Annotated in this window: 22 protein-coding genes; all 22 read right to left on the bottom strand. The window is 41.9% G+C overall.

The window, feature by feature from the left end:
* Positions 1-34 precede the first annotated feature (34 nt).
* Complete coding sequence (locus Tfer_RS05740; protein WP_052217274.1) at positions 35-1,492, bottom strand: undecaprenyl-phosphate glucose phosphotransferase; 1,458 nt, start codon at positions 1,490-1,492, stop codon at positions 35-37.
* 46 nt (positions 1,493-1,538) lie between these two features.
* Positions 1,539-2,615, bottom strand: a complete 1,077-nt coding sequence (locus tag Tfer_RS05735) for a mannosyltransferase family protein (protein ID WP_052217273.1) — start codon at positions 2,613-2,615, stop codon at positions 1,539-1,541.
* A 17-nt stretch (positions 2,616-2,632) separates the two neighbouring features.
* Positions 2,633-3,733, bottom strand: coding sequence for a glycosyltransferase (locus Tfer_RS05730; RefSeq protein ID WP_052217272.1), 1,101 nt, complete (start codon positions 3,731-3,733; stop codon positions 2,633-2,635).
* Positions 3,730-5,121: an O-antigen ligase family protein gene (locus Tfer_RS05725; protein WP_052217271.1), complete on the bottom strand. Its 1,392-nt coding sequence runs from the start codon at positions 5,119-5,121 to the stop codon at positions 3,730-3,732. The genes Tfer_RS05730 and Tfer_RS05725 overlap by 4 nt, the downstream gene beginning before the upstream one ends.
* A gap of 17 nt (positions 5,122-5,138) precedes the next feature.
* Positions 5,139-6,236, bottom strand: a complete 1,098-nt coding sequence (locus tag Tfer_RS05720) for a glycosyltransferase family 4 protein (protein ID WP_052217270.1) — start codon at positions 6,234-6,236, stop codon at positions 5,139-5,141.
* 31 nt (positions 6,237-6,267) lie between these two features.
* Positions 6,268-7,491 carry a glycosyltransferase family 4 protein gene (locus tag Tfer_RS05715; protein ID WP_052217269.1) on the bottom strand — a complete coding sequence of 408 codons (1,224 nt, stop codon included), beginning with the start codon at positions 7,489-7,491 and terminating at the stop codon, positions 6,268-6,270.
* Between the two features lie 4 nt (positions 7,492-7,495).
* On the bottom strand, positions 7,496-8,383 hold the full coding sequence (locus tag Tfer_RS05710) for a glycosyltransferase family 2 protein (RefSeq protein ID WP_052217268.1): 888 nt from the start codon (positions 8,381-8,383) through the stop codon (positions 7,496-7,498).
* A complete protein-coding gene (locus tag Tfer_RS05705) occupies positions 8,376-9,533 on the bottom strand; it encodes a glycosyltransferase (RefSeq protein WP_052217267.1) in 1,158 nt (385 codons plus the stop codon). Before Tfer_RS05705 ends, Tfer_RS05710 begins: the two co-directional genes overlap by 8 nt.
* Before the next feature lie 40 nt (positions 9,534-9,573).
* The gene (locus Tfer_RS05700) at positions 9,574-10,305 is read right to left on the bottom strand and encodes a class I SAM-dependent methyltransferase (RefSeq protein WP_052217266.1); all 732 of its coding nucleotides are present in this window, start codon (positions 10,303-10,305) and stop codon (positions 9,574-9,576) included.
* A gap of 71 nt (positions 10,306-10,376) precedes the next feature.
* Positions 10,377-12,032, bottom strand: coding sequence for an oligosaccharide flippase family protein (locus Tfer_RS05695; RefSeq protein ID WP_083436809.1), 1,656 nt, complete (start codon positions 12,030-12,032; stop codon positions 10,377-10,379).
* A 7-nt stretch (positions 12,033-12,039) separates the two neighbouring features.
* Positions 12,040-12,501 carry a dTDP-4-dehydrorhamnose 3,5-epimerase family protein gene (locus Tfer_RS05690; RefSeq protein WP_200901011.1) on the bottom strand — a complete coding sequence of 154 codons (462 nt, stop codon included), beginning with the start codon at positions 12,499-12,501 and terminating at the stop codon, positions 12,040-12,042.
* A 12-nt stretch (positions 12,502-12,513) separates the two neighbouring features.
* Entirely contained in the window at positions 12,514-13,272 is a 759-nt protein-coding gene (locus tag Tfer_RS05685) for a sugar phosphate nucleotidyltransferase (RefSeq protein ID WP_052217264.1), read from the bottom strand.
* The gene (gene rfbD / locus Tfer_RS05680; RefSeq protein WP_052217263.1) at positions 13,269-14,138 is read right to left on the bottom strand and encodes a dTDP-4-dehydrorhamnose reductase; all 870 of its coding nucleotides are present in this window, start codon (positions 14,136-14,138) and stop codon (positions 13,269-13,271) included. The genes Tfer_RS05685 and rfbD (Tfer_RS05680) overlap by 4 nt, the downstream gene beginning before the upstream one ends.
* Before the next feature lie 45 nt (positions 14,139-14,183).
* The gene (locus tag Tfer_RS05675; RefSeq protein ID WP_052217262.1) at positions 14,184-14,945 is read right to left on the bottom strand and encodes a nucleotidyltransferase family protein; all 762 of its coding nucleotides are present in this window, start codon (positions 14,943-14,945) and stop codon (positions 14,184-14,186) included.
* Between the two features lie 16 nt (positions 14,946-14,961).
* Positions 14,962-17,055: an O-antigen ligase family protein gene (locus Tfer_RS05670; RefSeq protein ID WP_052217261.1), complete on the bottom strand. Its 2,094-nt coding sequence runs from the start codon at positions 17,053-17,055 to the stop codon at positions 14,962-14,964.
* A gap of 102 nt (positions 17,056-17,157) precedes the next feature.
* On the bottom strand, positions 17,158-18,324 hold the full coding sequence (locus tag Tfer_RS05665; protein WP_052217260.1) for a metallophosphoesterase: 1,167 nt from the start codon (positions 18,322-18,324) through the stop codon (positions 17,158-17,160).
* Positions 18,325-18,478: 154 nt separating this feature from the next.
* Entirely contained in the window at positions 18,479-18,940 is a 462-nt protein-coding gene (locus tag Tfer_RS05660; protein ID WP_200901010.1) for a dTDP-4-dehydrorhamnose 3,5-epimerase family protein, read from the bottom strand.
* A 12-nt stretch (positions 18,941-18,952) separates the two neighbouring features.
* Positions 18,953-19,711: a sugar phosphate nucleotidyltransferase gene (locus Tfer_RS05655; RefSeq protein WP_052217259.1), complete on the bottom strand. Its 759-nt coding sequence runs from the start codon at positions 19,709-19,711 to the stop codon at positions 18,953-18,955.
* A complete protein-coding gene (gene rfbD / locus Tfer_RS05650) occupies positions 19,708-20,580 on the bottom strand; it encodes a dTDP-4-dehydrorhamnose reductase (protein WP_282432058.1) in 873 nt (290 codons plus the stop codon). The genes Tfer_RS05655 and rfbD (Tfer_RS05650) overlap by 4 nt, the downstream gene beginning before the upstream one ends.
* Before the next feature lie 188 nt (positions 20,581-20,768).
* Positions 20,769-23,102 carry a S8 family serine peptidase gene (locus Tfer_RS05645; RefSeq protein WP_052217257.1) on the bottom strand — a complete coding sequence of 778 codons (2,334 nt, stop codon included), beginning with the start codon at positions 23,100-23,102 and terminating at the stop codon, positions 20,769-20,771.
* A gap of 170 nt (positions 23,103-23,272) precedes the next feature.
* On the bottom strand, positions 23,273-24,190 hold the full coding sequence (locus Tfer_RS05640; protein ID WP_052217256.1) for a hypothetical protein: 918 nt from the start codon (positions 24,188-24,190) through the stop codon (positions 23,273-23,275).
* Between the two features lie 20 nt (positions 24,191-24,210).
* Positions 24,211-25,722 carry a sulfatase-like hydrolase/transferase gene (locus Tfer_RS05635; protein WP_052217255.1) on the bottom strand — a complete coding sequence of 504 codons (1,512 nt, stop codon included), beginning with the start codon at positions 25,720-25,722 and terminating at the stop codon, positions 24,211-24,213.
* Between the last annotated feature and the right edge of the window lie 66 nt (positions 25,723-25,788).

Genomic DNA, 25,788 nt, shown 5'->3' with positions numbered 1-25,788 from the left:
GTAAATTATAAAAAAAATACTAAAACCAGAGATGCTAGTAAGCCCCTTTGCCTGTGAGCACAACAGGAACAGTCTGCAGCAATATTTTCAGGTCCAGCCAAAAGCTCCAATTTTCTATGTAATAGATATCCAGTTCCATCCACTTATGGAAGGATAAATCGCTACGGCCGCTGACCTGCCATAACCCCGTGATGCCGGGAATTACCTCCAGCCTGCGCCACTCAAAATCGCCATATTGGTCCACCTCGTTGGGCAAGGGGGGACGGGGGCCCACCAGGCTCATATCTCCTTTCAGCACATTAAATAACTGGGGCAATTCATCGATACTGTATTTCCTGATAAATTTGCCTACCCTGGTAATCCGGGGGTCTTCTTTTATTTTAAATACAGGCCCGTCGGCTTCATTGGCTGCCGCTAATTCTGCCAGCAGTTCCTCGGCATTGGGCACCATGGAACGAAATTTGTAGAAATCAAACAGTTGTCCGTTTTTCCCGACCCGTTTCTGCCTGAACAGCACCGGCCCCGGCGAATCCAGTTTGATGGCCAGAGCAGTAGCCAACATTAAAGGAGACAGGACGACAATTCCGGTCAGTGATACAATGACGTCAAACAACCTTTTGAAAACAAGGGGCATCCCCTGCATGGGCGTTTTGACAATACGCATGTAAGGTACCGGCCCCAACTGTCCGACCTCCACTGAAGAAGTCATAAGGTTAAACATTTCCGGTACTATCCTTATCTGGACATCCTGTCTCCGGCACTGGGTAATAATTTGCCGGATAAGTTCTCTTTCCGACGGTATGGTAATCAGGATTTCATCAATATGGTATTTTGCCACGGTTTCCGCCAAGTTGTGGCTGCGGCATAAAACTTTTAAACCGGCAAAGTCCTGCTGTTCCTTGGTGGCATCATCGTCAGCGAAACCAATCACGTTAAACCCTAACTGGGGACGGTGGGCCAGTTCACCGGCAACCCGCTGCCCCACCCGGCCGGCGCCTACGATAATCAGGTTTTTTTGGAAATAACCACGTTGCAGCAGGTTTAAAATAATTTGCCGCCTGATTAACCGCCAGAACCATAATGTTAAGGTTGCCAGAATAGTAAAGGCAAAGAAAACGAAGCGGGAAAAAACCTGACTTTTAAAAAGGTAGGATAAAGCCGCTACCGTGAAAATAGAATAGATAACCGCCTTTGTCACCTGCCAGAATTCATCCGGCCCGCTTACGTTTATGCCGGACCTGTATAAGCCGTATCTATGCAGGAAAAAGACAGCGGCAACTGTAACAATGATGTAAAACCTGGCATAGTCCGAGAAGTATGTTAAATTGTTCCAAAACCCGTAATCGAAAAGTTCCCGCCACGTAAAGACCAGCCGGAATTCATGGGAAATACGGTAAAGATACAACCCAAAATAAATTGCTGCAATAAACGTCAAATCAATAACAATATAGCAAAACTTGACGAGTAAGCTGATAATTGTTTTCCGGAGCACCAAACTCCCCCCCGAAAGCTCTTGACTTAACCTGTTTACAGACAGGTCAGGCAATAAAAAATCCTTTCACAAACAAGGCCGTAAAAAAGACCAGTCCACATATAAACAAGGTTAATATGCTATAATTAAGGAATTTAAACCTACCCCACTTTGCCAGTATAATCATAGCTGGAAAACAGGGCAAAATATACCTTAACATGGCAAAAAGCCTTATCTCTCCTTCCCATTTCACCCCCATACTCATGGGAATTAACAACATAAACGCATAATAAATCCAGTAATGTGGCGGCAACCTGAAAACAGCAACCAGCAGCAGGCTTAAAAATACAAAGGAAGGTCCACTTTCTTTTATCCCTGAATTAACTAACGCCGCCAGGGGAAACACCAACTCCCGGTTCCAGTACTTTTGCGCATGAACAAAAGCAAAGGCATCATTAAAGTGAACATGGAGGTACAACATATAGACGGCTAACCCCAAAGGTATTAACCCCAATGCAAAAGAGTTCAGTTTAAAATTGCGCAGCCGGAAATCCGCCTGTTTTAAATACAGATAACCTAATGAAATGAACAAATAAACACCAAGATTCCGGGTCAGCGCCGCCAGGCCGCCCATCAGTCCGGCAGCCGTCCATTTTCGTTCCCCGGCAAAATAGAAAGCTCCCAGTACAAAAAACATAAACATCGATTCAGTATACATGGCAGAAAAGAAAATTCCTGTAGGAAATAACGCATAATATAGAGTGGCCTTCTGTGCCGCACCAGTCCCGAATTCACGTTGGACCAGCTTATACAGAAACCACAGGAGACCAAAAAATGCCAGATTGGAAATAATTAAACCGACAGCCACGGGGTGCACATCCAGTAACCGACTGAAAAGTTTTACAGTAAAAGGGTAAAGAGGGAAAAAAGCAACGCTTTTTGCGGTATATCCAGACTTTATTATATCGTAGTACCATCCGGAATCATAACGGGTCCAGAGGTTTAAAAACCAGGAGGAAGTTACCTCCATCGTGGCGGTTGGCCCCGGAAAGTCGGGCAGCCAGAAGTAAGTTATCAAAGCTGCCGGAATTATAACCAGATAATGAAGTAAGTAGCAAAGAAATACTCTTTTAAATACCGCCATTTGTTTTTGGTCCCCCATCATCTGTCAAAAAATTGTTCTACTTTTTCTTTAATGAATAAGCTTAGCCTTTCCTTGAATATCACTGAGTCAAAAGTTCCTGCGTGGGACCGGATAGTCTGCGGGTCAAAATCCATATTGTCAAAACGTTTTAGGGCTTCTACAAGTGAAGCTTCCGATTGCTCGGCAAAAAACAACCCGGTCTTTCCCTCTACCACGGTCTCCAACGCCCCGCCCCGCCCGTAAGCTATAACCGGCCGGCCGCTGGCCTGGGCCTCAACGGGAGTTATACCAAAATCCTCCTCGCCCGGGAACAGGAAAGCCCTACAGCGGGCATAATGCCATTTGATATCTTCCTGCGAAAGACGGCCCATCATCTGTACCGTCGGCCCGGCCAAAGCTTTCAGCCGGTCAAACTCAGGCCCGGTTCCTATAACCCGCAGGGGCAGCTTTAAACGGTTGCAGGCCTGAATGGCCAAATCAACCCGTTTGTACGGCACTAGACGGGATACGACCAAAAAGAAGTCTTCGACTTCAGGAACAGGGGCAAAAAAGGAAGTTTCTACCGGCGGATAAATCACTTCTGCATCACGGTGATAATGCTTCCTGATTCTTTTGGCCACATTTTGAGAATTGGCGATAAAATAGTCCACTCTGTCTGCCGTCAGCCTGTCCCACATGCGGATATAGTTCATCAGCCAGGGAATCAATTTGCGTTTTATTTTCCCCACATCGGGACCGTTCAGGTATTCATGGTAAAAATCCCAGGCATACCGCATGGGTGTATGACAGTAGCATATGTGCACCGTATCAGCCCTGGTAATTACTCCTTTAGCTACTGAGGAACTGCTGCTGATCACCAGGTCAAACTCGCGTAAATCAAATTGTTCCACCGCCGTGGGCATAAGGGGCAGGTATTTCTGGTAGCTTTTTTTGGCCCCGGGCAGCTTTTGAATGAAAGAAGGCCGGATATCCATGGAATGAAATACTTTGTCCACGGTGTCAGGGTTGTATACCGTGGTATAAATCGGCGCCTCGGGAAAAAGCTCTTTCATGGCCAAAACAACCCGTTCCGCGCCGCCCATCTGCGTAAGCCAGTCAGTGATAATGGCTGTTTTCAATATAAACCTCCCCTTATAGCAGATAATGTTCTGGTTGTGGGATCAAGCTTTAGAAGAGACATGGTTAATGCCAGTAACAACCACACTTGTAAGTGGACAAGGATGCCGAAGGCATAACCATGTACGCCTACCGCCAACAAACAAGCTACCAGCCCGACAAGAATCCTCCTTTTGTTTGGCTCCAGGCGGGGCCAGCACTGAAATATATACCAAAACAAATTCAGTATTATACCGATAAAGGCCAGCATCCCAATTATTCCTGTTTCAGCCAGTATTTCCATGTATTGATTATGCGGTTTCGGGACATAGGGTGGTGCAGGGACGCCGGGCGGCCGGTACTTATTGTACAGAGCCTCAAAGTTACCCGCCCCGATACCCAAAATCGGCGAACTCTTGAACATATTCCAAAGAGCTGCCCGGAACCAGCTTCGTTCAACTTTGGAAAACACGCTTTCGACATATTGTTGATCTCTCGAAGCCGTACTCTGAGGCATTTCCTGTTTCAAAACCTCAAAGGCATTTTTATTAGCAAACTTTTCCGGTGCAGGAGCGTGCCCAGTAATTTTAAAGACAATTGAATTGAAGCCTTCCAGGTAATTGGGATATATTGTTCTATCTATGAGGAAAACACCCATAGTTACGACCAAAACAACCAAAGCAGACGATACGATAGATTTTGGGCTGTAATACCTGAACCACAGAACCAGAAATATCACCGCCACGACTAAACCAGCCCAGGCGCCCGCCGAAAAGGTCATAATTAAAGCCAGCAGCAAAATCCCCATATGAAAATGATTCCACGGTCCCTCAAAAATGTTATTTTTAAACAATACATCTGCTATCATCAGAGGTAAAACGGAAATGACAAAACCGCCAAATACCTGCGACTCGCCTGCCGTGGCAAGCAACCGGGGAACTGTCCACCCCTGGGCCAGCCCATAATCGGAACCGACCATAAACAATATAAGCCTGGTTATTCCATATATACTAGCTATCGACGAACAGATAACAAAGGTTTTAAGAGATTTCATGAACCTTTCTTCATTGTCGACAAAAACTGTTACCGCCCAGTAAAAAAGTACGGCAAACCCTAAAAAGCCCATTTCTTTAAGGTTATTGGCATTTAAAGCCGCCATTCCCTTTGATATAATAATCCGCAAAATTGAAAATAAATTTACAGCGAAAAAAATAAGAAGAGGAACTACGAGTTGGACACGGGAGATGTTTTTCCATCTGAGGCGTTCAGGACGTTCCAGTAATAACATTAAAACAAAAACCAATACCAGCCCCACGTAGATCAACCCGGCAGGGATCCTCATAACTTTTTGCCATGGCGAAACTGCCAGGTAGGGTATAAGAAATATAATTAAATAAAAGAAATACTCCATAATTTCACCTTAACCAGTCAATATGGATTCAGAACAGTCTTGATCAACTCAAAAGTTTTCCGGGCGCACTCCAGCCATGTAAACATCTTAACTCGTTCAAGCCCCTTTTGACGTAACCTCTGCCGCAAACCAGCATTATTCATGACCTGCTTAACTTTATCAGCTATATCGGAAGCGCTGTGCGGATTGCAATATAAAGCCGCATCACCGCAAATCTCGGGTAAGGAAGCTACTTCAGACACTATAACGGGGCACCCACAGGCCATCGCTTCCAGAGGCGGCAACCCAAACCCTTCGTAAAAGGAAGGATAAACAAAACACGCCGCTTTTTCATAAAGGGCCCAGAGCTGCCCATCGGAAACATATCCCAGATGTATCACACCACCGGGCAGCGGTTCAGCCGAACTTTTAAAGACCTTTGGATTGACTCCCCCGGCAATAACAAACTGAAAACCGGTATGACCAAGTAATTCTATAGCTCTTACCACAGCCTGAAAGTTTTTATGAGGGCTCAAGCTGCTGACAGCCAGTATGAAGGGCTTTTCCGCGTCAAATTTCTCCAGAATGGAATAATCGGGCGCAACGGAAAAAACTTGCTCCTTACCTTCGTAAATAACTTCTATTTTCTCGGGATCAATGCCGCAAAACCTGATAAGCTCATTTTTTGAAAAAGAGGATACGGTAATTATTTTCCTTGCCCTTTTACCCAGTTCCTTGAAAAGTATCCTGTACCAGACACGAAAAGCAAAAGAATAAGCCTCCGGGAAGGCAAAAACGCCGGCATCGTGAATTGTAACTACCTGGCTGTCTTTTAACAAAGGCCCGGTATTACATAAGTTAATAAGGAGTCCTCCCCTGGAATACAAGGGTAACTCCAACTGTTCCCAGGCATGTCCCGATAAAAATCCCACCTGTTGCAAAGGAATATGTTTAAGTTCCAACGGGGCCTTGGTTTCCCGCCTCGGCGAAAGTAGTGTAAACCTGTATTTTGACTTATCTATTTCACCATGTTCAATAAGGTGGTCCAGCGCCTTAACCACTTCCCGGGCATAACGCTGGACACCGGTAACAGGTTGGGTGAGAAAACGAGCGTTGATAAAGATATTCGCAGACATATTTCCTCCAAAGGGAGTAAGAATCCTCTTCTTAACCCTTGACAAGTTGTTGCAGTTCCTTTTCATATTCTGCCACAATGCTTGGCCAACTGTATCTATCCTCTACCAGACTTCTTGCAGTTTTAGATAGCTTCGTTCGGAATGAACCGTCTTCTAAAAGTTGGTTAACTTTGGTAGCAAATCCTTCTTCACTGTCAGCGATTAAAAGGTGTTGTCCATCTTCAACTTGGAGACCCTCGCACCCTATGGAAGTCGTAACCACCGGTATGCCGGCCGACATGGCTTCGAGAATTTTTAGCCTTGTCCCGCTTCCCATCCGCAGAGGGCATATAAATACAGTCCCCCTATTTAGATATTCCCTTACATCATCAACAAAACCGGTAACGGTTACCTGACTATATTTATTTTCCAGATTCCTGATCCTTTTACTGGGACCACGCCCAACCACAAATACCTTTATTCGGGGATACTGCTTTTTAATATAAGGAAAAACCTTATGAAAAAACCACAATATCCCGTCCTCGTTGGGAAAGTGCCCCATAAACCCTGAAAAGACAAGAGTGCATTCATCCCTTGGTCCCGAATAATACTGAAAATATTCCACATCAACCCCGTTTGGCACAACAATAGTCTTGCTCAATACCTCAGGTACAACTTCGGCTAGCTGATTTCTATCATCATTAGACATCATTACACAAAGACCGGCTCTTTTCATAGCATTTATTTCAAATTCCTTAAACCTGTCAAGGTCTATATACCCTTCTATTTTCCTGCGCAAAGAGGTCCCCGGCCACCTGGCCCCGGCCTGTTGTTCGATAAGCTTGTATTCCAGGTTATGTTGAACAAGGACCTTCGCTGGTTTCCTTCCGGTATAGACCGGTATTTCATAAACATCTATATATGAATGTTCTAACTGCACAATATCTATATCATATTTAGCCATAAACTCGTTAATCTTTTGCTGAAAAACCGGCGAATAAAATCTCGACAGCATAATTGTCTTTTTTTTGTTTAACAACGCCTGGAGTCGGCTGTTAATTTTTGTAAAAACGGTATGATTTCGGCTCAACAAAGCCACGTCTTTACAGTAATCTAAAAGTTCCGGTCTATATTTAAGTTCTTCTTCTTTATCAACAAAAGTTATTAAAAAAACATTGTTATTCCTGGCCAGTTCTTTCATAACATTGAATACCCGTAACCTTCCTCCGCTCACAGGAGGATACGGCGGTTCAGGGCTAAGTATTAATATATTCACTGTCTCACTTCCTCTGCCCCATTCTACCCCGGAAGAAATCCAGGTAACCCTGAGTAATTGCCCGCGTCTTTTGTCCCCAACAGGGATCATTTTTTATAAACTGTGCTATACCTCGGAAGTCACTGTAAAACCTTTTTAACCATTTTACCTTCCTGCCAAAGTTCTTTAAGAAATACAACCGGTTTCTGGTCATGTAATAATAAAATAATGGGGAACGCGCTCCTGTAGAACCAGACTCCTTATGGTAAATAACTGACTCCGGTACAAAGACTACCTTGTAACCAGCCAAAGAAGCTTTTACACACCAGGCCGTCTCTTCAAAGTACAGAAAATATTCTTCGTCCATCAGGCCTATTGTTTCTATAAGATTTCGCCTGGCCAATAGACTGCATCCTGTAATATAATCAACCTCTCTCCGGTAGTCAAACTGCCCGGTATCTAGATCCCCCATCCCCATGTGCAAAGTCTCTCCGCTGTGAAAATCTATGTGGCCACCCGCAAACCAAAGGGTTTTTGGTTTGTTGTAAAAATAAATCTTAGAACCGCCAATTCCCACTTGAGGGTTTTTTTCCGCAACATCAACCAATGCCGTTAATGCATCAGGCGTAACGGTGGTATCGTTATTTAACAGCCAAATATAATCAGCTCCATGGGCAAGGGCATATCTAATGCCTATATTGTTGCCACCGGCATAACCCAGATTGGCACCGGTCTGAATAAATTCAATATCGGGAAAGCGGTTGCGCAGTATGGCTTCGGAGCCATCGGAAGACCCATTATCTACAATCAGAATACGAAAATTGGGATAGGTGAGCTTTTGGCAAGATTCAACACATTCAACTGTGTCCTGCCAGCCATTCCAGTTCAGGACGATGATGTAGACTTTATTCATAAGTACTTACCTTTCGGCTATCAGATAAGACATGCTTATAAGCCTCAATCGTTTTTTTTGCAGCTTTAATCCAAGTAAAATTTTCTACAACTTTTTGTTTTAGGTTCGTGGTGCAAGGTGAATCCCACGCTTGCAATACTGCTTTTTTAATTGAACCAATATCCAAGGGGTCACAGTACCAGACATCACAGCCGAAATATTCCATAACAGGCCCGTGAATACTAACAACACAATTGGCGCCGTTAACGGCAGCTTCAAGTGTAACAAGACCCGGGCTTTCTCTAAGGCTGGGCAAGACATGTACTTTTGCCTTTCTGTAAAAAAGATCAATTTTATCATGCGGAACTGCCTCAATAAACCAAGTATTGCCCCTCTTTTCACCTAGGTTTTTACACTCCTGCCAGTAGATTTTATTCCCGGCGTATCCAATAAATACAAGCGGAATTTCCGGAGTATCCATTAGAGCCTTGATAAGTCGCCACTGCCCCTTAAATGGTTCAAATCTACCTACCTCTAATACATATTTCTCGGGTAGTTGGGCAACAAGATTTTCTACATCGGCCTTGTTGATACTCTCATACTCTCGAACCTCTATACCATTTGGAACTACAATTGCTTTTGACCTAATCCATGGGGCATCAAATTGAAATGCCATAATTTCGGTTTCTGCGTAAGAATTCGGTAATAACAAATCAGATTCTTTTAGCATTTCATAAGCCTTCTTCTTATTTTTTTTTCTTAATCTGTAATCCCTAAAAACATTATAAACAGTTAATAATCTCTTAATTTGAAGAAGCCTATAAGATATTTCCCAGTTTTTGTTGGCTAAAGCCCTAATTAACCTCGACCTATGAAATCTAACCACGTCTTCTCTTTGATTTACATAGCGAAGGTCCCAGTATATTGTGGATACAACAACTGGTTTCCCGTATCTCTTTGCATTTCTTAACTGTTTAAGTCCATACTCCGCAGTCTGTATATTAAAAATATGAATCAAATCATATTGACTAACATCCGGTTCATCGTCTAAACAGACATTAACTTCTATGCCTAATTTTATAAGTTGTTCTCGTGTTTTCATCATCTGGATTGTATCGCCGCCCAAGATATCAAAAGCATCGGGCCTATTTTGGAAAAGGACTTTTAACATAGAATCTCCTCTTACCGTTAAATTTACAAATAAAATCAGACTAAATTTTTTCTTTATTCTTTCTTATTACTAACACTGTTAAATAACTTTGAAAATTAATAAACTTGTCTAAAATTTTAAATATGTATTTTACAGGTTTAAATTTATTCCATAAACCAAACAAATAATTTTTGGAAACTATAACTCTTTTTTCAAGGATAAGATTATTTTTTACAATTTCATTTTTCATGTCGAAGATTTTAAATTCATTTGGAGAAGGCCAATTATATCCCAATAGTACTTTTTTATGTAAAACATAAGCTAAACGGTATGGTAAGCTGTAATGGTTTGGAAAACCAATAATAATTAACCCATTATCTCTGAGTATTCTAGAATATTCTGCTAATAACATTGTTCTTTGATCAGCATCGAAATGTTCTATCACTCCAGAATTAAAAACTATATCGAATGACTTATCTTCAAAAGGCATATTAAACATATCTGCGACAACAAAAGTAACTTTTTTATTAAGCTTATCTGCAACTGATTTGGAAAGCTCAATTGCATAAGGATTTATATCTAACAAAGTTTTATTAAATTTATCACTTAAAATTAAACTTGTAACGCCCGTATCGCAACCCACTTCTATGATGTCCCTATATATTTCTGAGTACTCATTAATAATATTTTTAAGATCGACTTGAAATTCGTGAGGATTTTTATATAAATTTATAACATCTTCAATTTTTAAATCTTTTGTAATTTTTATCCATTCAATAAGTTGTTTGTTCAAATTCTAACCCCTTTCCAATGAATACGATACTCTTGCTCGATATACATTGTTTTGAGACCAAAAATACCACCTTAAATTTCAAAGGAAGTTAAGTCTGAACTTGTTTTACGCCAAATTGAACAAAAGCAAAAAATCATTGTTACAGAAAAAACAAAAAAGAATATAAATCTCAGGTTCAAAGAAACTCTTAAAACAGTAAGAATTGTCTCTATGCTTAGTACAATCCAAATTACCAAAACCTCTTTTGACAAAAGCAGACCTCTTGGCATAACCCGCTTATGTAAATACAAAGGTACAAACAATACTGTAGCAATGACATATGCGATAACATATGAAGCTGCTATACCTGGAGCACCTGCCCTTTTTAAAACCGTTACTGCTCCAATAATCAATAAGGCCCAAAAAAAATTATAGGAAAACCCTAGCCACATAAGATTTTTCGCTACAAGTTTTCGTGAAATGCCATCAACATATGAAACTATACAACTAACAAACAGTAAAAGCGCCAATGATTGGTAATATTGTACTGAATTATAATCTTTTCCGTAAAGAAATCCTATAGCCTCTGGAAATGCAATTAATGGTAATGCCATAACTGTAACTAAAACCCAACTGGCTAGAAAGTTGGCAGTTTCCAGCTTTAGATTTTTATTGTTAGGTTTAGCAGAAATCATTGGAAGAAGAACTGCCCCAATAACTCCGGGGAGAAATTCCAATAAATTACGCCATTGATTTGCAGCATTAAAAAGTCCCAACTGGGCGTAACCATGTTCCGTGTTTACAAGCAGGGTATTTACTAACCACATAACCGGAATAACCGTAAAACTCGAAAGCATTGCAGGAATAGAAAACTTCCATAACACACTGGATTCAGATAATACACCCTTGTATATAGGCTGAATATCAAATTGATGTGTGAACTTGTTCAATGCTATTTTGTTTAAAATTAGGACTGTAATGCTATTTAAAATAAGCGCTAGTACTGCTCCCCGTAACCCAAGAAAATATACCCCGCTTATCATTAATGGAAAGGAGATTAAACCCTGAATAATTCCAATGCGGGCAGTATATTTAAAAGCTTCAAAGCCAGCCAAGGAACTAGTCTGCACCCCTGAAATGGTTCCAGATATTAAAAGCAAGGAGGCAATACGCAGTTCTGGGGCTAGATTTGGGGCATTTAAAATTGAAGCCGAAAGCCATGGAGCACCAACAAATAAGATTAACGCCATCAGGCTACCAGAAAATAAGCTCATAAGCATTGTCAAACCCATTATACGTCCAACCCTGGTTGGGTTTGTCAAACGTAGTTCCGCAATAAACTTTGTACAGGTTAGACCCAAACCTAGCCCAGCAAAGGTAGAAAACATACCTACAGTGCTATTAATTATTCCTAATTCACCGAACCCACTCTTACCAAGTATTCTCGCAGTTAAAATTCCTGCAACTGCAGAGAGAACACGAGAAGTAACAGTACCAATAAGACTCCATAAAGTTCCATGAACAAACCGTATACGGAGACTAGCCTCTCCTCTCGTGTCATCATAACTTAATGCGTACTTTATCAATGATTTTAAACCTATTTTAATTCTCAAAATTAAAACTCCTAAATAAATCATAAGTGAGTAAATCAAAGTTGATAATTTTAACATCCGTATATTTCCTAAACATGTAATTAATAAAGTTTGAACCGACAAACCAGCACCGGCTGCCCAGGACAGTTTTGCCATTCATCCCCTACCCGTCCTTCCTGGCCCAGTCATAGGGGATGTCGTTATCGTGAGGATGTACCCGGAATTCATCGGGGTCATCATAGTTATATGGCTCAGTGGGGAAATTCACCACCATGGCCTCAGTTTCACTGATACATTTAAACCCGTGAAAAACATAAGGCGGGATCTGTAGCAGGATAGGGTTATGCTCGCCCATAAAAAACTCGTTGATTACCCCTTTTGTCGGCGAATCTTCCCGGCTGTCGTAGAGTACTACCTTCATCATCCCTTTGACAACAACAAAGTTGTCAGTCTGTTTCTTATGATAGTGCCACCCCTTGACAACTCCGGGATAAGCTGTCGTTATGTATGCCTGTCCAAACTTAATAAACAAGTCGTCATCACAGCGCAGCATCTCCATCAGCCGGCCCCGTTCGTCGGGAATTACCCGGAGCCTTTTTATCTTTACACCATCTATCAAATCCAAACCAAAAACCCCCTACCCTGCCATTTCTTCAAATTTGTTATTTTTTTCAGCCTTTTTAAGGTCCAACCCGTTGGCAAGTTCATTGGCCTTTAACAGTGATTCAAAAGTACCGGCATCAGTCCACCAACCGTCTAAAATGCCATAAGTAAGCTTATTTTGAGCTATATAAGCGTTATTAACATCTGTAATTTCCAATTCACCACGGCCGGAAGGTCTTAGTGTTTTAATGATATTAAACACCTGGCAATCGTACATGTATATGCCGGTAACGCAATAATTGCTCTTGGGCTTTTGGGGCTTTTCTTCAATAGACACAATCTTACCGTCCTTTAACTCAGCCACTCCGTAACGTTGAGGATCGGGTACTTCCTTAATCAGTATTTTGGCCCCTCCCCCCTGGACGGCGAAATCGGCAACATACCTTTTAATTTCATCCTGAAAAATATTGTCGCCCAGAATGACCACACAGTTTTCCCTGCCTACAAACTGTTCCGCCAATCCCAAAGCCTGGGCAATGCCGCCGGCCTGGTCCTGCACTCGATAGGTAAACTCCATTTCAAAGTCACGGCCGCTGCCTAACAGGTTAACAACATCGCCCATGTGTTCCTTACCGGTAACAACCAGGACCTCCCTGATACCGGCATTTTTAAGTTTAAAAATGGGGTGGTAAATCATGGGATACCGCCCTACAGGCAGCAGGTGCTTATTGGTAACCTTTGTCAGCGGAAAAAGCCTCGAGCCCGTCCCACCGGCAAGGATAACACCTTTCATTTTGACTCCTCCTTGATATATTCTTGCAAAGCCTCTCTATAATGCCTTAAAGGCTCATTACCGTGCAATACCCAATTGTGATTCTCCAGAACAGAATTTGCGGGTCTAAGTGCCAGGCGGTTACTTTCTCTGGTGGAAACCGGGCGCAATTCCACGTTATCAATTCCTGCTTCTTCCAAAATCACCTGAGCAAAACGGTACCAGGAACATGTCCCGCTGTTGGTAATATGGTAAATACCGTATGAAGGTTCTTTTATCAATTGAACAATAGCTTTTGCCAAATCAGCCGCATAGGTTGGTGAACCCACTTGATCGTCAACAACGCTTAATAGTCGCTGCTCTTTGGCCAGTCTCAGTATGGTACTGACGAAGTTTTTGCCCCACCTGCCAAAAAGCCAGGCGGTGCGCACTATATAAAACCTTTTGGTATGGTGGCAGACATTCATTTCACCGGCCAGTTTGGACCAACCATAAACATTTAACGGTCCGGTCGGGGAGTATTCGTTATAAGGAGTATTGGACTGGCCGGAAAATACATAATCTGTACTTATTTGTACCAGGGCTGCGCCAACATCTTCGCAGGCAACCGCCAGGTTCCTCGGCCCCAATGCATTAACCCTGAATGCAGTATCGCGGTCTGCCTCACAGCCGTCAACATCAGTAAAAGCTGCAGCATTTATAACCACATCGGGTCTATAATCTTTTACAGCAGACATTACACGGGTGAAGTCTGTTATATCCAGCTCAGTCACATCTGAGGATACATCGTTCACATCTGTAGCCATATATTCAAAGCCTGTTTGCTGTAACTTGTTAATTAATGCCCGGCCAAGCATACCGGAAGCGCCTGTGACCAAAATTCTCAATAGCCACACCCCTATCCGAATGTCTTTGCGGTTTCCAAACAATATTTAATAATATATGGAATGCTGACACCGGGGTTTAGTCAATGCCGCGCCAAGTTTGACTTTTCCGCAGGCAGCATCCTCCCTGGCCTGCCTGTAGCTCTCCAGGGTCCCAATATCCCGCCAGTACCCATCCATGGGGTAACCGTAGAAGGGTAATCCCTCCTTAACCAGCAGGGGAAACAACTGCTTGCCGAAATCGTAAACCTGATGCTCCGGTATGTATTTAAATATCTCGGGTTCAAATATATATATGCCTGTATTAACCAGGTTGCTGAGAGCTTCTTCTTTCCTGGGCTTTTCCTGAAATGCCGCTATTTTGCCCGCCTCGCCGGTAACTACCACACCAAATCGTTCCACCTCTGCAACCCTTTTCAGCGCAATAGTGGCAAGGGCCTTCTTTTGCCGGTGATAACGGACAAAATCAGCCAAATCAATATCAGTCAAAGCATCACCGCTTATGACCACAAAAGTTTCATCCAGAAACCATTCATTGTTTTTTACTCCGCCGGCAGTACCCATAAGATTCTGCTCTTCAGAGTAAAGCAACTTCACGCCAAAATCAGACCCGTCACCAAAATATGATTTTATAACGCCGGGCAGGTAATGCAAATTGGCTATGATGTCCCGAATCCCATAGTGCCGTAACAGGTTTATGATATGCTCCATCAAAGGTTTATCCTGAATGGGTACCATAGGTTTGGGCAACGTGCGGGTGAGCGGGTCCAGCCGCGAACCGACCCCCGCCGCCATAATCATCGCTTTCATCCCTTAATCCCCTTAGTTATAGCTTATTTAGAAGCTGGTCAGCTTCCGTCTTTATCTGGTTAAACCTGTCGGAAGGCCCCAAAAGCGGCCCTTTCCAGAATCTTTTTTCTATGTCATTTTTAGTGGCCATGATATCTTCCATCCGCAGCGAAAGGGTTTCGACCTTTTGCAAATACTCCCTGGCTTTATCCGGCTGCTTCAGGTTAATGTACATCTTTCCTGCATTAAGGTATATCAGCGCCAGTTGCTCATAATTTGCCTGGACCAGAGGCGCCAGCTCTACCGCCTTTTCCGCATACCGGACCATTTCCGCCACCTGGCCCGTGCCGGCAGCGGCCTGCGCGGCAGCCCAATAATTTTCGGCATTGGTAGGATTCCATTTGATAGCCTCTTCAGCCTCTCTTAAGGCCGCTCCGTTCAGGTAATAGTTTTTATTCTGGGCTGCTTCGTAACTGTAAACCTGGGCCAATTGCACCCGCAGCCTGGCATTAAGGGGATCAAATTTCACCGCCTGTTCCAGGGCTGCTCTTCCATCTGCGACATTGCCGTAACGCAAGGCTTCGGTCGCTTTTATCCAATATCTGTCACCAATAAAAAGCAGCAAACTGCAAACAAAGAAAGCTACCGCCACGACCCCACCCAATACTTTACGGGCTACCGGCCTATAATTCACTATTGCTTTAGGTTGCCTATCGAGACGCTTCTGCACGGCTCTGATCAAACCAAACTGGCCCCATAAGAGGATGGAAACAGCGCCTTCAGACAGGGAGAAATCAATCAGGCTGTGCAGCCCCAACGCAATAGCGGCGCAGAAAGCAGTCCATGCCAGGGCTTTATACTCTGTCGGCAAGGCTGACCTGTAAATTTGTATTATGGTAACGACTCCGGCCAACCATAGCAATATAAAGAAAACAAAGCCTATTGTTCCCGCCTCCACCCAAACCTGCAGCGGGTGGTTGTGCACCTCCGTAGAATGGTAGAGATAGCTCTGGTACTGCCTGTACACAGCATTCCACCCTCCGCCACCCGTTCCCAGAAGGGGATGGTCCTTGATGATTTTCATGGCGTCTTTATAGAATGTAAAGCGTTCCTGAACACTGTTTTGCTGGAGATTAAAATTATGCAGCCGGTCGGAGATCCCCTGGGGCATGATTTGCTCACTGAAAATGAACAAAACAGCGCCCAGCGCCAGAAACACAACAGTCACTGCCGTCCATACTTTTTTTCTGTCAATATTAAGCGACAATCGACCAACGGCTTTATCCAATCCAAGATGTATGGCTGACGTCAAAAACATCCCGATAAAAAGGAATAACCAGGGCAGGGATAGGTTGTTGAAATCAAGCAGGCGGGACGATAACAAGGCAAAAGGAATGGCTGCGGCAAGCAAAGGTATGAGAGTTTTTATCCGCAGGCCGGGCACACCGATAAAGAATAAAGCAAAGGCTATCGGACCCATCAACATGGCCCCCCGGGAACCGGCCCCAAAGGCTGTAAGCAAAACAAGGAAATTACCTGCTGAAACGGAATACCTGAGCCAGAGGTTTTCGGAAACCGCAGCCAGGTAGAGGCCAATAATCCCGCAAGCCATCAGATAAATGGCCGCGGCATTATGGTATTGCAGCGTTGAATTAATCAGGCCATCAACAAAAGCACCGTTAAAATCAAAGGTTCCATAGGCTGTCCCCAAACCGGTCAGGGCTACTCCGATACCGGCAACAAAAAAGGTCCATAAGGCCAGGCGCATTTTTTGCAGATTTTCCGCCAGGGCGGCCAAAAGAAGAAAAATAATCAGGTAATTCAGGTTTCGCAGGGCATCGCCCACAGCTTCCCTTACATCATATGCCGCCAGAATTGAAATGAACCAGGCCAGAACAAAACCGGTAAAGGCTGCTTCCATCAGGTTAAAGGATAATTTAAAATTATCCTTTGTGTACAGTACATATACCATCAGAACTGCAGCAGCGTACATATAGGCAACAAAGGATTCGCTATCAAAAAAAAGTCCTCTGAAAAAAGGCGGTAAAAAAAGCAGGGGCAACAATAAAACAAAGGGAAAAAGATGATTGCTACCAAAACCATTTAAACTTTTTGCGTTTTTTTTGGCCATCTGGTATTCCTCCGATTAGCGCTTTTTACAATAAGACGTTCTTTTGTTATATTTCGCCTAATTGCGCCAAATTCCTGCAATAAAATAAAAGGAGGCAGAAACTCATGTTTTGGTTGGAGAAAACCTGATGACTATATCAACTATCTCCGGCCGGTTGCCTATCCTGATGGGTGGGCCCCAGGTGCCAAAACCGTTGGAAACAATCAACTGATAGGGCCCTTTGCGGAGGTAACCCCAATCTCTTTCGTATATCCGTCCGGTAATCAGATTGTTAAAAATAAACTGGCCTTTATGGGTGTGACCGGATAACTGCAAGTCAATCCCCTGTTCTGCCGCTTCTTGCAGGCTCGGGCGGCTGGGGTTATGGTCCAGCATGATCAGCGGGAGGGATCTGTCCACATCTTTCAACACCTCCGCCAGCGCCTTGCGGGACTTGCGGCCGTGCCCGGTATCGTCACGCCCAACAATGTAAAAACTGTCATTGACCTTAACGTACCGGTCCACCAGGACCTGTATACCCGCCTCATTTAGATAGCGAAAGGTTTCATTACTGTCTTCGCCAAAATGCTCGTGATTGCCGGGCACAGCATATATTCCCAGCGGCGGGTTCAATTTCCTGAAGGTCTTGGCCATTTTTTCCTCAATGAAGGGACGCACACTTTCATCCACTATATCCCCGGGCAACAGCACCATATCGGGGTTCAGCTCCCTGGCCATAGAAACAAAACGCTCCAGTCTCCGGTTATTCATTATTAACCCCAGGTGGAGGTCTGAGGCCATGACAATATGAAGCTCCTTCATTTGCCCTGCCCTTTTGTTTATATTGATATCATAGTGAGTAACCACGGGATTGTGGGCATTCCAGGTGCCGTAAGCCAACAGGCCGGCCACCAGCGCTATCACTCCCCAACCCAGCAGGGCGGGACTGGCCTTTACAGGCCCCGGTATAAACTTGAGCCACCTGTCCAGCAAACGGAGCAGGTCAAGCAGTAATACGATTAAGAACAAGTAATAAAAAGCGGCCAGCCAGTAGGCGCCGACATAAACCAGCCAGCGCTCGGCAGCAAGCGGAACCATATTTCTGAGAAAGCGGGCGATTATGTACAGGTGGGCAGCCAGCCACAGCAGGGTCCAGTATACCCGCACGTTCAGCCATGGAAGCGTCCTACCTACCGCCTGCCAGCCCCTTAACCCTATATAGTAGTTCATCAGGCCGTAGATAACCAGAATTAGTGTAAATATTGCCACAAATATCAGGTTTCTGCTCATATGTCCTCCGTTCGCGTAATAACCATGTACATTTATTTTGGCTAGCGCCTAATTGTATTATATCTGCCACAAAGAGAAAAGCAAATTGATTTTTTGAACAGATTAAAAAAGACCTTTAATGGAGAGATTCCATCGAAGGTCTTGAGTGTCGTGCCTACCCGTCCTTTCTGGCCCAGTCATAGGGGATGTCGTTATCGTGAGGATGCACCCGGAATTCATCGGGGTCATCATAGTTATATGGCTCAGTGGGGAAATTCACCACCATGGCCTCAGTTTCACTGATACATTTAAACCCGTGAAAAACATAAGGCGGGATCTGTAGCAGGATAGGGTTATGCTCGCCCATAAAAAACTCGTTGATTGCCCCTTTTGTCGGCGAATCTTCCCGGCTGTCGTAGAGTACTACCTTCATCATCCCTTTGACAACAACAAAGTTGTCAGTCTGTTTCTTATGATAGTGCCACCCCTTGACAACTCCGGGATAAGCTGTCGTTATGTATGCCTGTCCAAACTTAATAAACAAGTCGTCATCACAGCGCAGCATCTCCATCAGCCGGCCCCGTTCGTCGGGAATTACCCGGAGCCTTTTTATCTTTACACCATCTATCAAATCCAAACCAAAAACCCCCTACCCTGCCATTTCTTCAAATTTGTTATTTTTTTCAGCCTTTTTAAGGTCCAACCCGTTGGCAAGTTCATTGGCCTTTAACAGTGATTCAAAAGTACCGGCATCAGTCCACCAACCGTCTAAAATGCCATAAGTAAGCTTATTTTGAGCTATATAAGCGTTATTAACATCTGTAATTTCCAATTCACCACGGCCGGAAGGTCTTAGTGTTTTAATGATATTAAACACCTGGCAATCGTACATGTATATGCCGGTAACGCAATAATTGCTCTTGGGCTTTTGGGGCTTTTCTTCAATAGACACAATCTTACCGTCCTTTAACTCAGCCACTCCGTAACGTTGAGGATCGGGTACTTCTTTAATCAGTATTTTGGCCCCTCCCCCCTGGACGGCGAAATCGGCAACATACCTTTTAATTTCATCCTGAAAAATATTGTCGCCCAGAATGACCACACAGTTTTCCCTGCCTACAAACTGTTCCGCCAATCCCAAAGCCTGGGCAATGCCGCCGGCCTGGTCCTGCACTCGATAGGTAAACTCCATTTCAAAGTCACGGCCGCTGCCTAACAGGTTAACAACATCGCCCATATGCTCCTTACCGGTAACAATTAAAACCTCCCTGATACCGGCATTTTTAAGTTTGAAAATGGGGTGGTAAATCATGGGATACCGCCCTACAGGCAGCAGGTGCTTATTGGTGACCTTTGTCAGCGGAAAGAGCCTGGAGCCTGTCCCTCCTGCAAGAACTATACCTTTCATTGGTTCTCCTCCTTGGTGAGTGATTTAAGATAATCGGTCAGAGCATCCTTGTATTGGCGGAGGGGCCGCATCCCCTGCAACCGCCAAAGGTAGTTATCTAAAACTGAATATCTGGGACGTGGTGCGGGTCGGTTAATTTCTTCTGTAGTAATTGGTTTGACTCGAACTTTGTTAATTCCTGCCTGCCTAAAAATTTCCCTGGCAAACTGGTACCAGGTGCAGGTACCGGAATTGGTGATATGGTAGGTTCCATAAGCAGGTTGCTGTATTAATTCTGATATGGCGTTTGCTAAATCCCTTGTATATGTAGGAGAACCCGTCTGGTCGTTGACCACTCCGATTTCATCCCGTTCCTTCGCCAACCGGAGCATAGTAGCAACAAAGTTTTTGCCGTTTTCCCCAAAGAGCCAGGAGGTGCGGATTATGTAGTGTTTGTTGGTCAGTTCCCGGACATACTGCTCACCCAGCAATTTAGATTTTCCGTAAACGCTCCGGGGATTGGGTTTATCCGTCTCTCTGTAAGGTGAAGCGGCAGTCCCATCGAAAACATAATCTGTGCTGATGTGAACCATCGGGATGTTCAGCTCGTTGCATACGACGGCCAAATTGCGCGGTCCTAAAGCATTAACGGCAAAAGCATGGTCTACATTGGTCTCGCAGCCGTCAACGTCGGTGTAGGCAGCAGCGTTGATGATTAGGTCGGGCTGGTGAAAAGAAACGGCAGATTTGACTGCGGATAAATTGGTGATGTCCAGGTCGGGCAGGTCCAGGCCGGTGAGTTTATGCTGTTGTGATAATACGGCCGTCAGGGCATGGCCGAGCATGCCGTTGGAGCCGGTGATGAGGATGTGCATGTTTACTCCCCTAATTGTTATAAACTTCAAAAATAATTTTACTTCGTTGTCAAATTAGAGTGTTTCATGTAAATTATTGGGTTCCTTCTTAATATTATACTGATGAACTGCTTTCAAATCAAACTAAAAAGGTAAAACACCCATATGCGGATGTTCTACCTTTAAAAACTTTATGATTAAAAAACTTTATTTAATAGGCAATATTAATTTATTACAACTACAGACCTACTCGGTAAATTAGTTTCTTTTCCTAGCAGAGAAGTTTCCCGAATCGTAATTTGATGACTACCATTAGTTAATTGTGTAGTATCCAAGCTATAGCTGTAACCGGAGTTGTGATTGTCATATGCCGGAAGTACATTATATACGTCTTCCCGATTGACTCCGTAATATGCCTGGCCCTGTATTATCCCGTCCACTATGACCTCAATTTTTGATACTCCATCGCCATCCAAAAACCAACCAATCACATTAACTGTACCACTTAGGGTTTGACCTTCTTTTGGGCTATCTAAATAACCTTTCGCTGGCAGAGAGTTTAAAACTGTAACGGTTCTTGCCGGCAAAATAGTTTGAGAACCATTTGCTCCGGTCTCTCGTATGGTTACTGTATGAGTACCATTGCTTAATTTGGTTGTGTCCAGACTGTAATGGAATCCTGAATTGTTATTATTGTATGCCGGAAGTACTCTCCCAACGTCTAATCGAGTATCACCGTACACAGCTTGGCCTTTTACTACCCCATCTACCAAAATTTCTATTTTCGATACACCGCTACCATCCAAAAACCAACCAATCACATTAACTGTACCGCTTAAAGTTTGACCTTCTTTTGGGCTATCTAAATAACCTTTCGCTGGCAGAGAGTTTAAAACTGTAACGGTTCTTGCCGGCAAAATAGTTTGAGAACCATTTGCTCCGGTCTCTCGTATGGTTACTGTATGAGTACCATTGCTTAATTTGGTTGTGTCCAGACTGTAATGGAATCCTGAATTGTTATTATTGTATGCCGGAAATACTCTCCCAACGTCTAATCGAGTATCACCGTACACAGCTTGGCCTTTTACTACCCCATCTACCAAAATTTCTATTTTCGATACACCGCTACCATCCAAAAACCAACCAATCACATTAACTGTACCGCTTAAAGTTTGACCTTCTTTTGGGCTATCTAAATAACCTTTAGGCGATAAAACAGCCAGCAGAGTTTTATAAGCATTAATACGACCCCATCCCGTATAGGGATCCCATCCAGCTTCTGTTCCAGTAACATTTATATCCTGAGCGTTTTGACATATATAACTTTCTACCTGAACTCGATTAAGAGAAGGATTCACACTTAAAATTAAACCTGCCAGTCCTGCCACCGCCGGAGACGCCATAGATGTTCCATGAGAATAATCGTAATTTATAGAAAATCCACTAACGTAATATGTCGGAACAGTAGAATATATATTTGTACCCGGCGCACTTATATCTATGTATGAACCAAAATTAGAAAAAACCGCGTCAGAATCATATTCATCTGTAGCAGCTACTCCAATTACCCCCTCATAAGCTGCGGGATAAGTAGGAATATCTGTTGAGTCATTGCCAGCCGCAGCAACTACAACTACGTTTTTATTTAAAGCATAATTGACGGCATTTTGTAATGTAAACGAATAACCATATCCCCCTAAACTTAAGTTAATTACCCGAGCCCCATGGTCAACAGCCCAATAAATGGCATCAGCTATGTCCATGTCGGAAAAACCACCATATTCATCGTTATATGCTTTCACCGGCATTATTTTAACATTTCCGGCTATACCCGCTATACCTATGTTATTATCTATGGTAGCAGCAGCTATGCCAGCAACATGAGTACCATGACCTTGATAATCTTTAACCTGTAAAATATTGGTTGAATCTGTAACAGAATCATATGGGTAAACAATTTTTGCAGCTAGATCAGGATGGTTAAAGTCTATTCCTGTATCTATAATTGCAATAATTGTTGATGAATCACCTTTAGAAATATTCCAAGCTTCTTTAACCCTTGTTTTGTCGATCCCCCATTGTTTATATAGGTCAGGATCATTTGGGATATAACTGGGCTTCCGAATATAGTTTGGTTCTACATACTCTACATTAGGATTAGTACGATATGCTTCAACAGCAGACAATAAATTAACTCCTTTAGAGAGTTTAATTTTTTGAACTCGTGACTTTTTATCTTCTTTTACTAATTTACCATCTAAACCCGACATCACATGACCTAAGCTTTTACCCTCTTTAACTTTAACTAAAATCTCATCAGGTACATAAAGAGGTTTACGACCTATCATATGTATTTTTGCAAAGACACTATTCTGTTCTTTATAAACCCTATTACTAACCAAATTGTTACTTATAATATCATTTCTGCCAGCATTAAACGAACTAGGTGTTGCTAACGCTGGAAATGTAAATAACCCCGAAACAGGCGCCAATAACGTTAAGCATAAAAAAAGCACCGCCAAAAATTTTCCAATAAAACTTTTCAAATCCCTTACCATAACATCACACCCTTACAAACATTTTTGCTTGTAATTCTATTTAATGGTATAAAATTCCTGCAACGTTAGGTGTATTTTGCAATAAATAAACCCCATGAAGGGGCTATGTAATAGATTTGCACACATGAATTCTTACAGAATATTTTCATACCTTATGTGAACATTTCAAATTATATAGTTACAGTTTTCCCGCTGTATTGGAGTAATTCCACATCATCCTTTTTTATATAAATTCCTATTTCATATTTCCCTCTTTTTAGTTCATCCTTAGGTATTGCTGCTAAAAATCCACTATTATCCAGATTTAATTTTAATCTTTTGTAACAATTTGTTACATCCGGCCTTTTTCTCGAAACTGTATCGTAAATATATGTGCCATTATCTGATTTTAATACAACATAAACTTGTTGATTATCTGTATTTTGTGCTTCACCAAAGGCCCAGCCTTCTATTTCTATAAACTTGTTTCCCATATCCGAAGTTTCTTGGACCCTTTCAACATTAAGGGAAATCCGTTTGGTCTCCTCCGGCACTTCAAATTTCTGTTCCACCGATATGAGCCTATTGTACAAGATTTTGTTAGTTTTGGTCACAAACCTATTAGTGAAGATAAATGATTTAAGGACACCATTTTCAATTATTATTCCGATATTATATTTACCATTTTTTATTGCACTCTCATCAATAAGGGATACAAAGCCGGACTTGTCCAAATCAAAGTTTGAATCACCAAATTTTACCGAAACCTCCGGTCTCGATTCACTGGTTGTCTCCGAAATATATGTGTTTTCTTTTGACTTTAAAACAATACGAATAATACTATCTTGTGTATTCCCACTTTTAGTAAAAGCCCACCCTCTTACTTGCATAATTTCCTTCCATTTAACTTGAATAGAATTAATTTCATCTATACTGTATTTTATATCGTCAGTTTCCCTCGGAACAATGTTTACTCTTTCTATTCTTGATTCTCCTTCAACCTTCAATAAATCATCAAATATGTAATCAGCACAAAACAAATAAATAATAAAACTAATAAACACCATAATATTTAGCAAAGTTTTTCTGTTTCTTAACTTCCCTCCCACTCACATCCCCCTCATAAAAATCATTTATCATGCAATAGCTTTAACTTTTGGCCAAAATAATTATTAAAAATGATCCTAAATGTATTTACAGGCGAAATATCTTCCCTTAATAAGCCTTTATCAAGGTTAGGCAAATAATAAGCATTGAAAATTTTATGCTTATCAATATCAGGAATTTCAAAATTTTCTTCTTCTTTAGGACTATTGTTTGGTCTAGGGCCATGGTCCGACTGAACTATAATAATCGGATTCATTTTAGATTGAGAAATCAATTCACTAACTAAAGAGTCAACTTGATTCGATATATATATATATTGGTTAAGATAATACTTCTTATCTTTCCAGTTACGGCTATTTATTTGGTTTACTTGACCGCCATTTCTATCAAAAACAAACGGAGTATGAGGAGACAAAATATGTGCAAAAACAAATTTAGGACCTTCAACATGGGGTAACTGTTTTAGCTTGTTAAAGGAGTATAAAACAGAGCTCCTGTAAGTATTTCCATCTGTATAACTCATTCCAAAAAGGTATTCAAATGGTTTTAACATTGAACTCTTAATTAAAATTAAGGAAAATTCGTCAACATAACTTAAGTTACTATCCAAATAAAAGTTATATTGAAAATCAACATTCATTTTATATCTTGAAATATCATACCAGTTTCCAATGTATACAGTTTTATAACCATTTCCTTTTAGAAAGTTCATTACTCTATTGTTAGAAAGCATTTTAAATACATCTGCTTCGCTGATGTTTTCCGGTAAGTAGTTCATATTCAAAGAGGCAGCTAACGACTTATACGTATCAGTATATTTGCTAGTGCTGTTTCTACAGATATAAAATCCCTTTTTTGATAAGCTATTTTCAAATTCAGTATTATCATAATTCCATATGTTTTTAATAGTATCTAAACTAGCGTACTCATCTAAAATGATATAATAAATATCGGGCATATCTGATTTTCTGGCATAAGCCTGTTTTACAACTTTATTTTCTTTTATGTCAGTTTGTTTTTTATTGATTTCGTTTGGCATAACATTAAACAAATTAATTACTATTAATGTTAAACCTAATATAGTAAAAATCCTAGAAAGCTTCTCCAAATTAACTTGGTTCTTTACATCATGAATTAATGAACCTGCATACCAAACCAATAACAACATTGTTGGAAGAACGTACCTATGTTGAGCAATGTTAAAACTCCATTTCCAATAATCATTCAGAACGTCAAAAATGCGCCCGTACGAATAAAAAGCCATTAGAAAAAACGTTGTAACTAACCCGGCTTTCAACCGATTCCGTAAAACGACTGTCAATGTTAAGAAAAATAACAAAGAAAATGCCACAGAAATACCAACAGGCAAAACAATTTGTTTAAATGATGTCTCTTGAACATTATAAGAATATAGAAAAATAATAGGATAAATCGCAAAAAGTATAGGGTGGATTAAATAAAAATTACTCATTTTGGGCTCTTGTTCGGTATGTATATTATCCTGGCTTTTATCCATATTTCGATTAAAAATCATATTTGATTACCTCAATTTTTGTATGGTTTAAAAATATTGTCAAATTACACCCTTAATTATTCATAG

The organism is Thermincola ferriacetica, assembly GCF_001263415.1.
In the GTDB taxonomy this organism is placed as follows: Bacteria; Bacillota; Thermincolia; order Thermincolales; family Thermincolaceae; genus Thermincola; species Thermincola ferriacetica.
This window is presented reverse-complemented; position numbering and strand designations above follow the sequence as displayed.

What these genes read in the sequence shown, in the direction of transcription:
- Tfer_RS05735 (WP_052217273.1), bottom strand. Translation starts at nt 2,615, where the DNA reads ATGGCGGTATTTAAAAGAGTATTTCTTTGCTACTTACTTCATTATCTG.
- Tfer_RS05725 (WP_052217271.1), bottom strand. Translation starts at nt 5,121, where the DNA reads ATGGAGTATTTCTTTTATTTAATTATATTTCTTATACCCTACCTGGCA.
- Tfer_RS05720 (WP_052217270.1), bottom strand. Translation starts at nt 6,236, where the DNA reads ATGTCTGCGAATATCTTTATCAACGCTCGTTTTCTCACCCAACCTGTT.
- Tfer_RS05710 (WP_052217268.1), bottom strand. Translation starts at nt 8,383, where the DNA reads ATGAATAAAGTCTACATCATCGTCCTGAACTGGAATGGCTGGCAGGAC.
- Tfer_RS05705 (WP_052217267.1), bottom strand. Translation starts at nt 9,533, where the DNA reads ATGTTAAAAGTCCTTTTCCAAAATAGGCCCGATGCTTTTGATATCTTG.
- Tfer_RS05695 (WP_083436809.1), bottom strand. Translation starts at nt 12,032, where the DNA reads ATGGCAAAACTGTCCTGGGCAGCCGGTGCTGGTTTGTCGGTTCAAACT.
- Tfer_RS05685 (WP_052217264.1), bottom strand. Translation starts at nt 13,272, where the DNA reads ATGAAAGGTGTTATCCTTGCCGGTGGGACGGGCTCGAGGCTTTTTCCG.
- Tfer_RS05675 (WP_052217262.1), bottom strand. Translation starts at nt 14,945, where the DNA reads ATGAAAGCGATGATTATGGCGGCGGGGGTCGGTTCGCGGCTGGACCCG.
- Tfer_RS05670 (WP_052217261.1), bottom strand. Translation starts at nt 17,055, where the DNA reads ATGGCCAAAAAAAACGCAAAAAGTTTAAATGGTTTTGGTAGCAATCAT.
- Tfer_RS05665 (WP_052217260.1), bottom strand. Translation starts at nt 18,324, where the DNA reads ATGAGCAGAAACCTGATATTTGTGGCAATATTTACACTAATTCTGGTT.
- Tfer_RS05655 (WP_052217259.1), bottom strand. Translation starts at nt 19,711, where the DNA reads ATGAAAGGTATAGTTCTTGCAGGAGGGACAGGCTCCAGGCTCTTTCCG.
- Tfer_RS05645 (WP_052217257.1), bottom strand. Translation starts at nt 23,102, where the DNA reads ATGGTAAGGGATTTGAAAAGTTTTATTGGAAAATTTTTGGCGGTGCTT.
- Tfer_RS05635 (WP_052217255.1), bottom strand. Translation starts at nt 25,722, where the DNA reads ATGATTTTTAATCGAAATATGGATAAAAGCCAGGATAATATACATACC.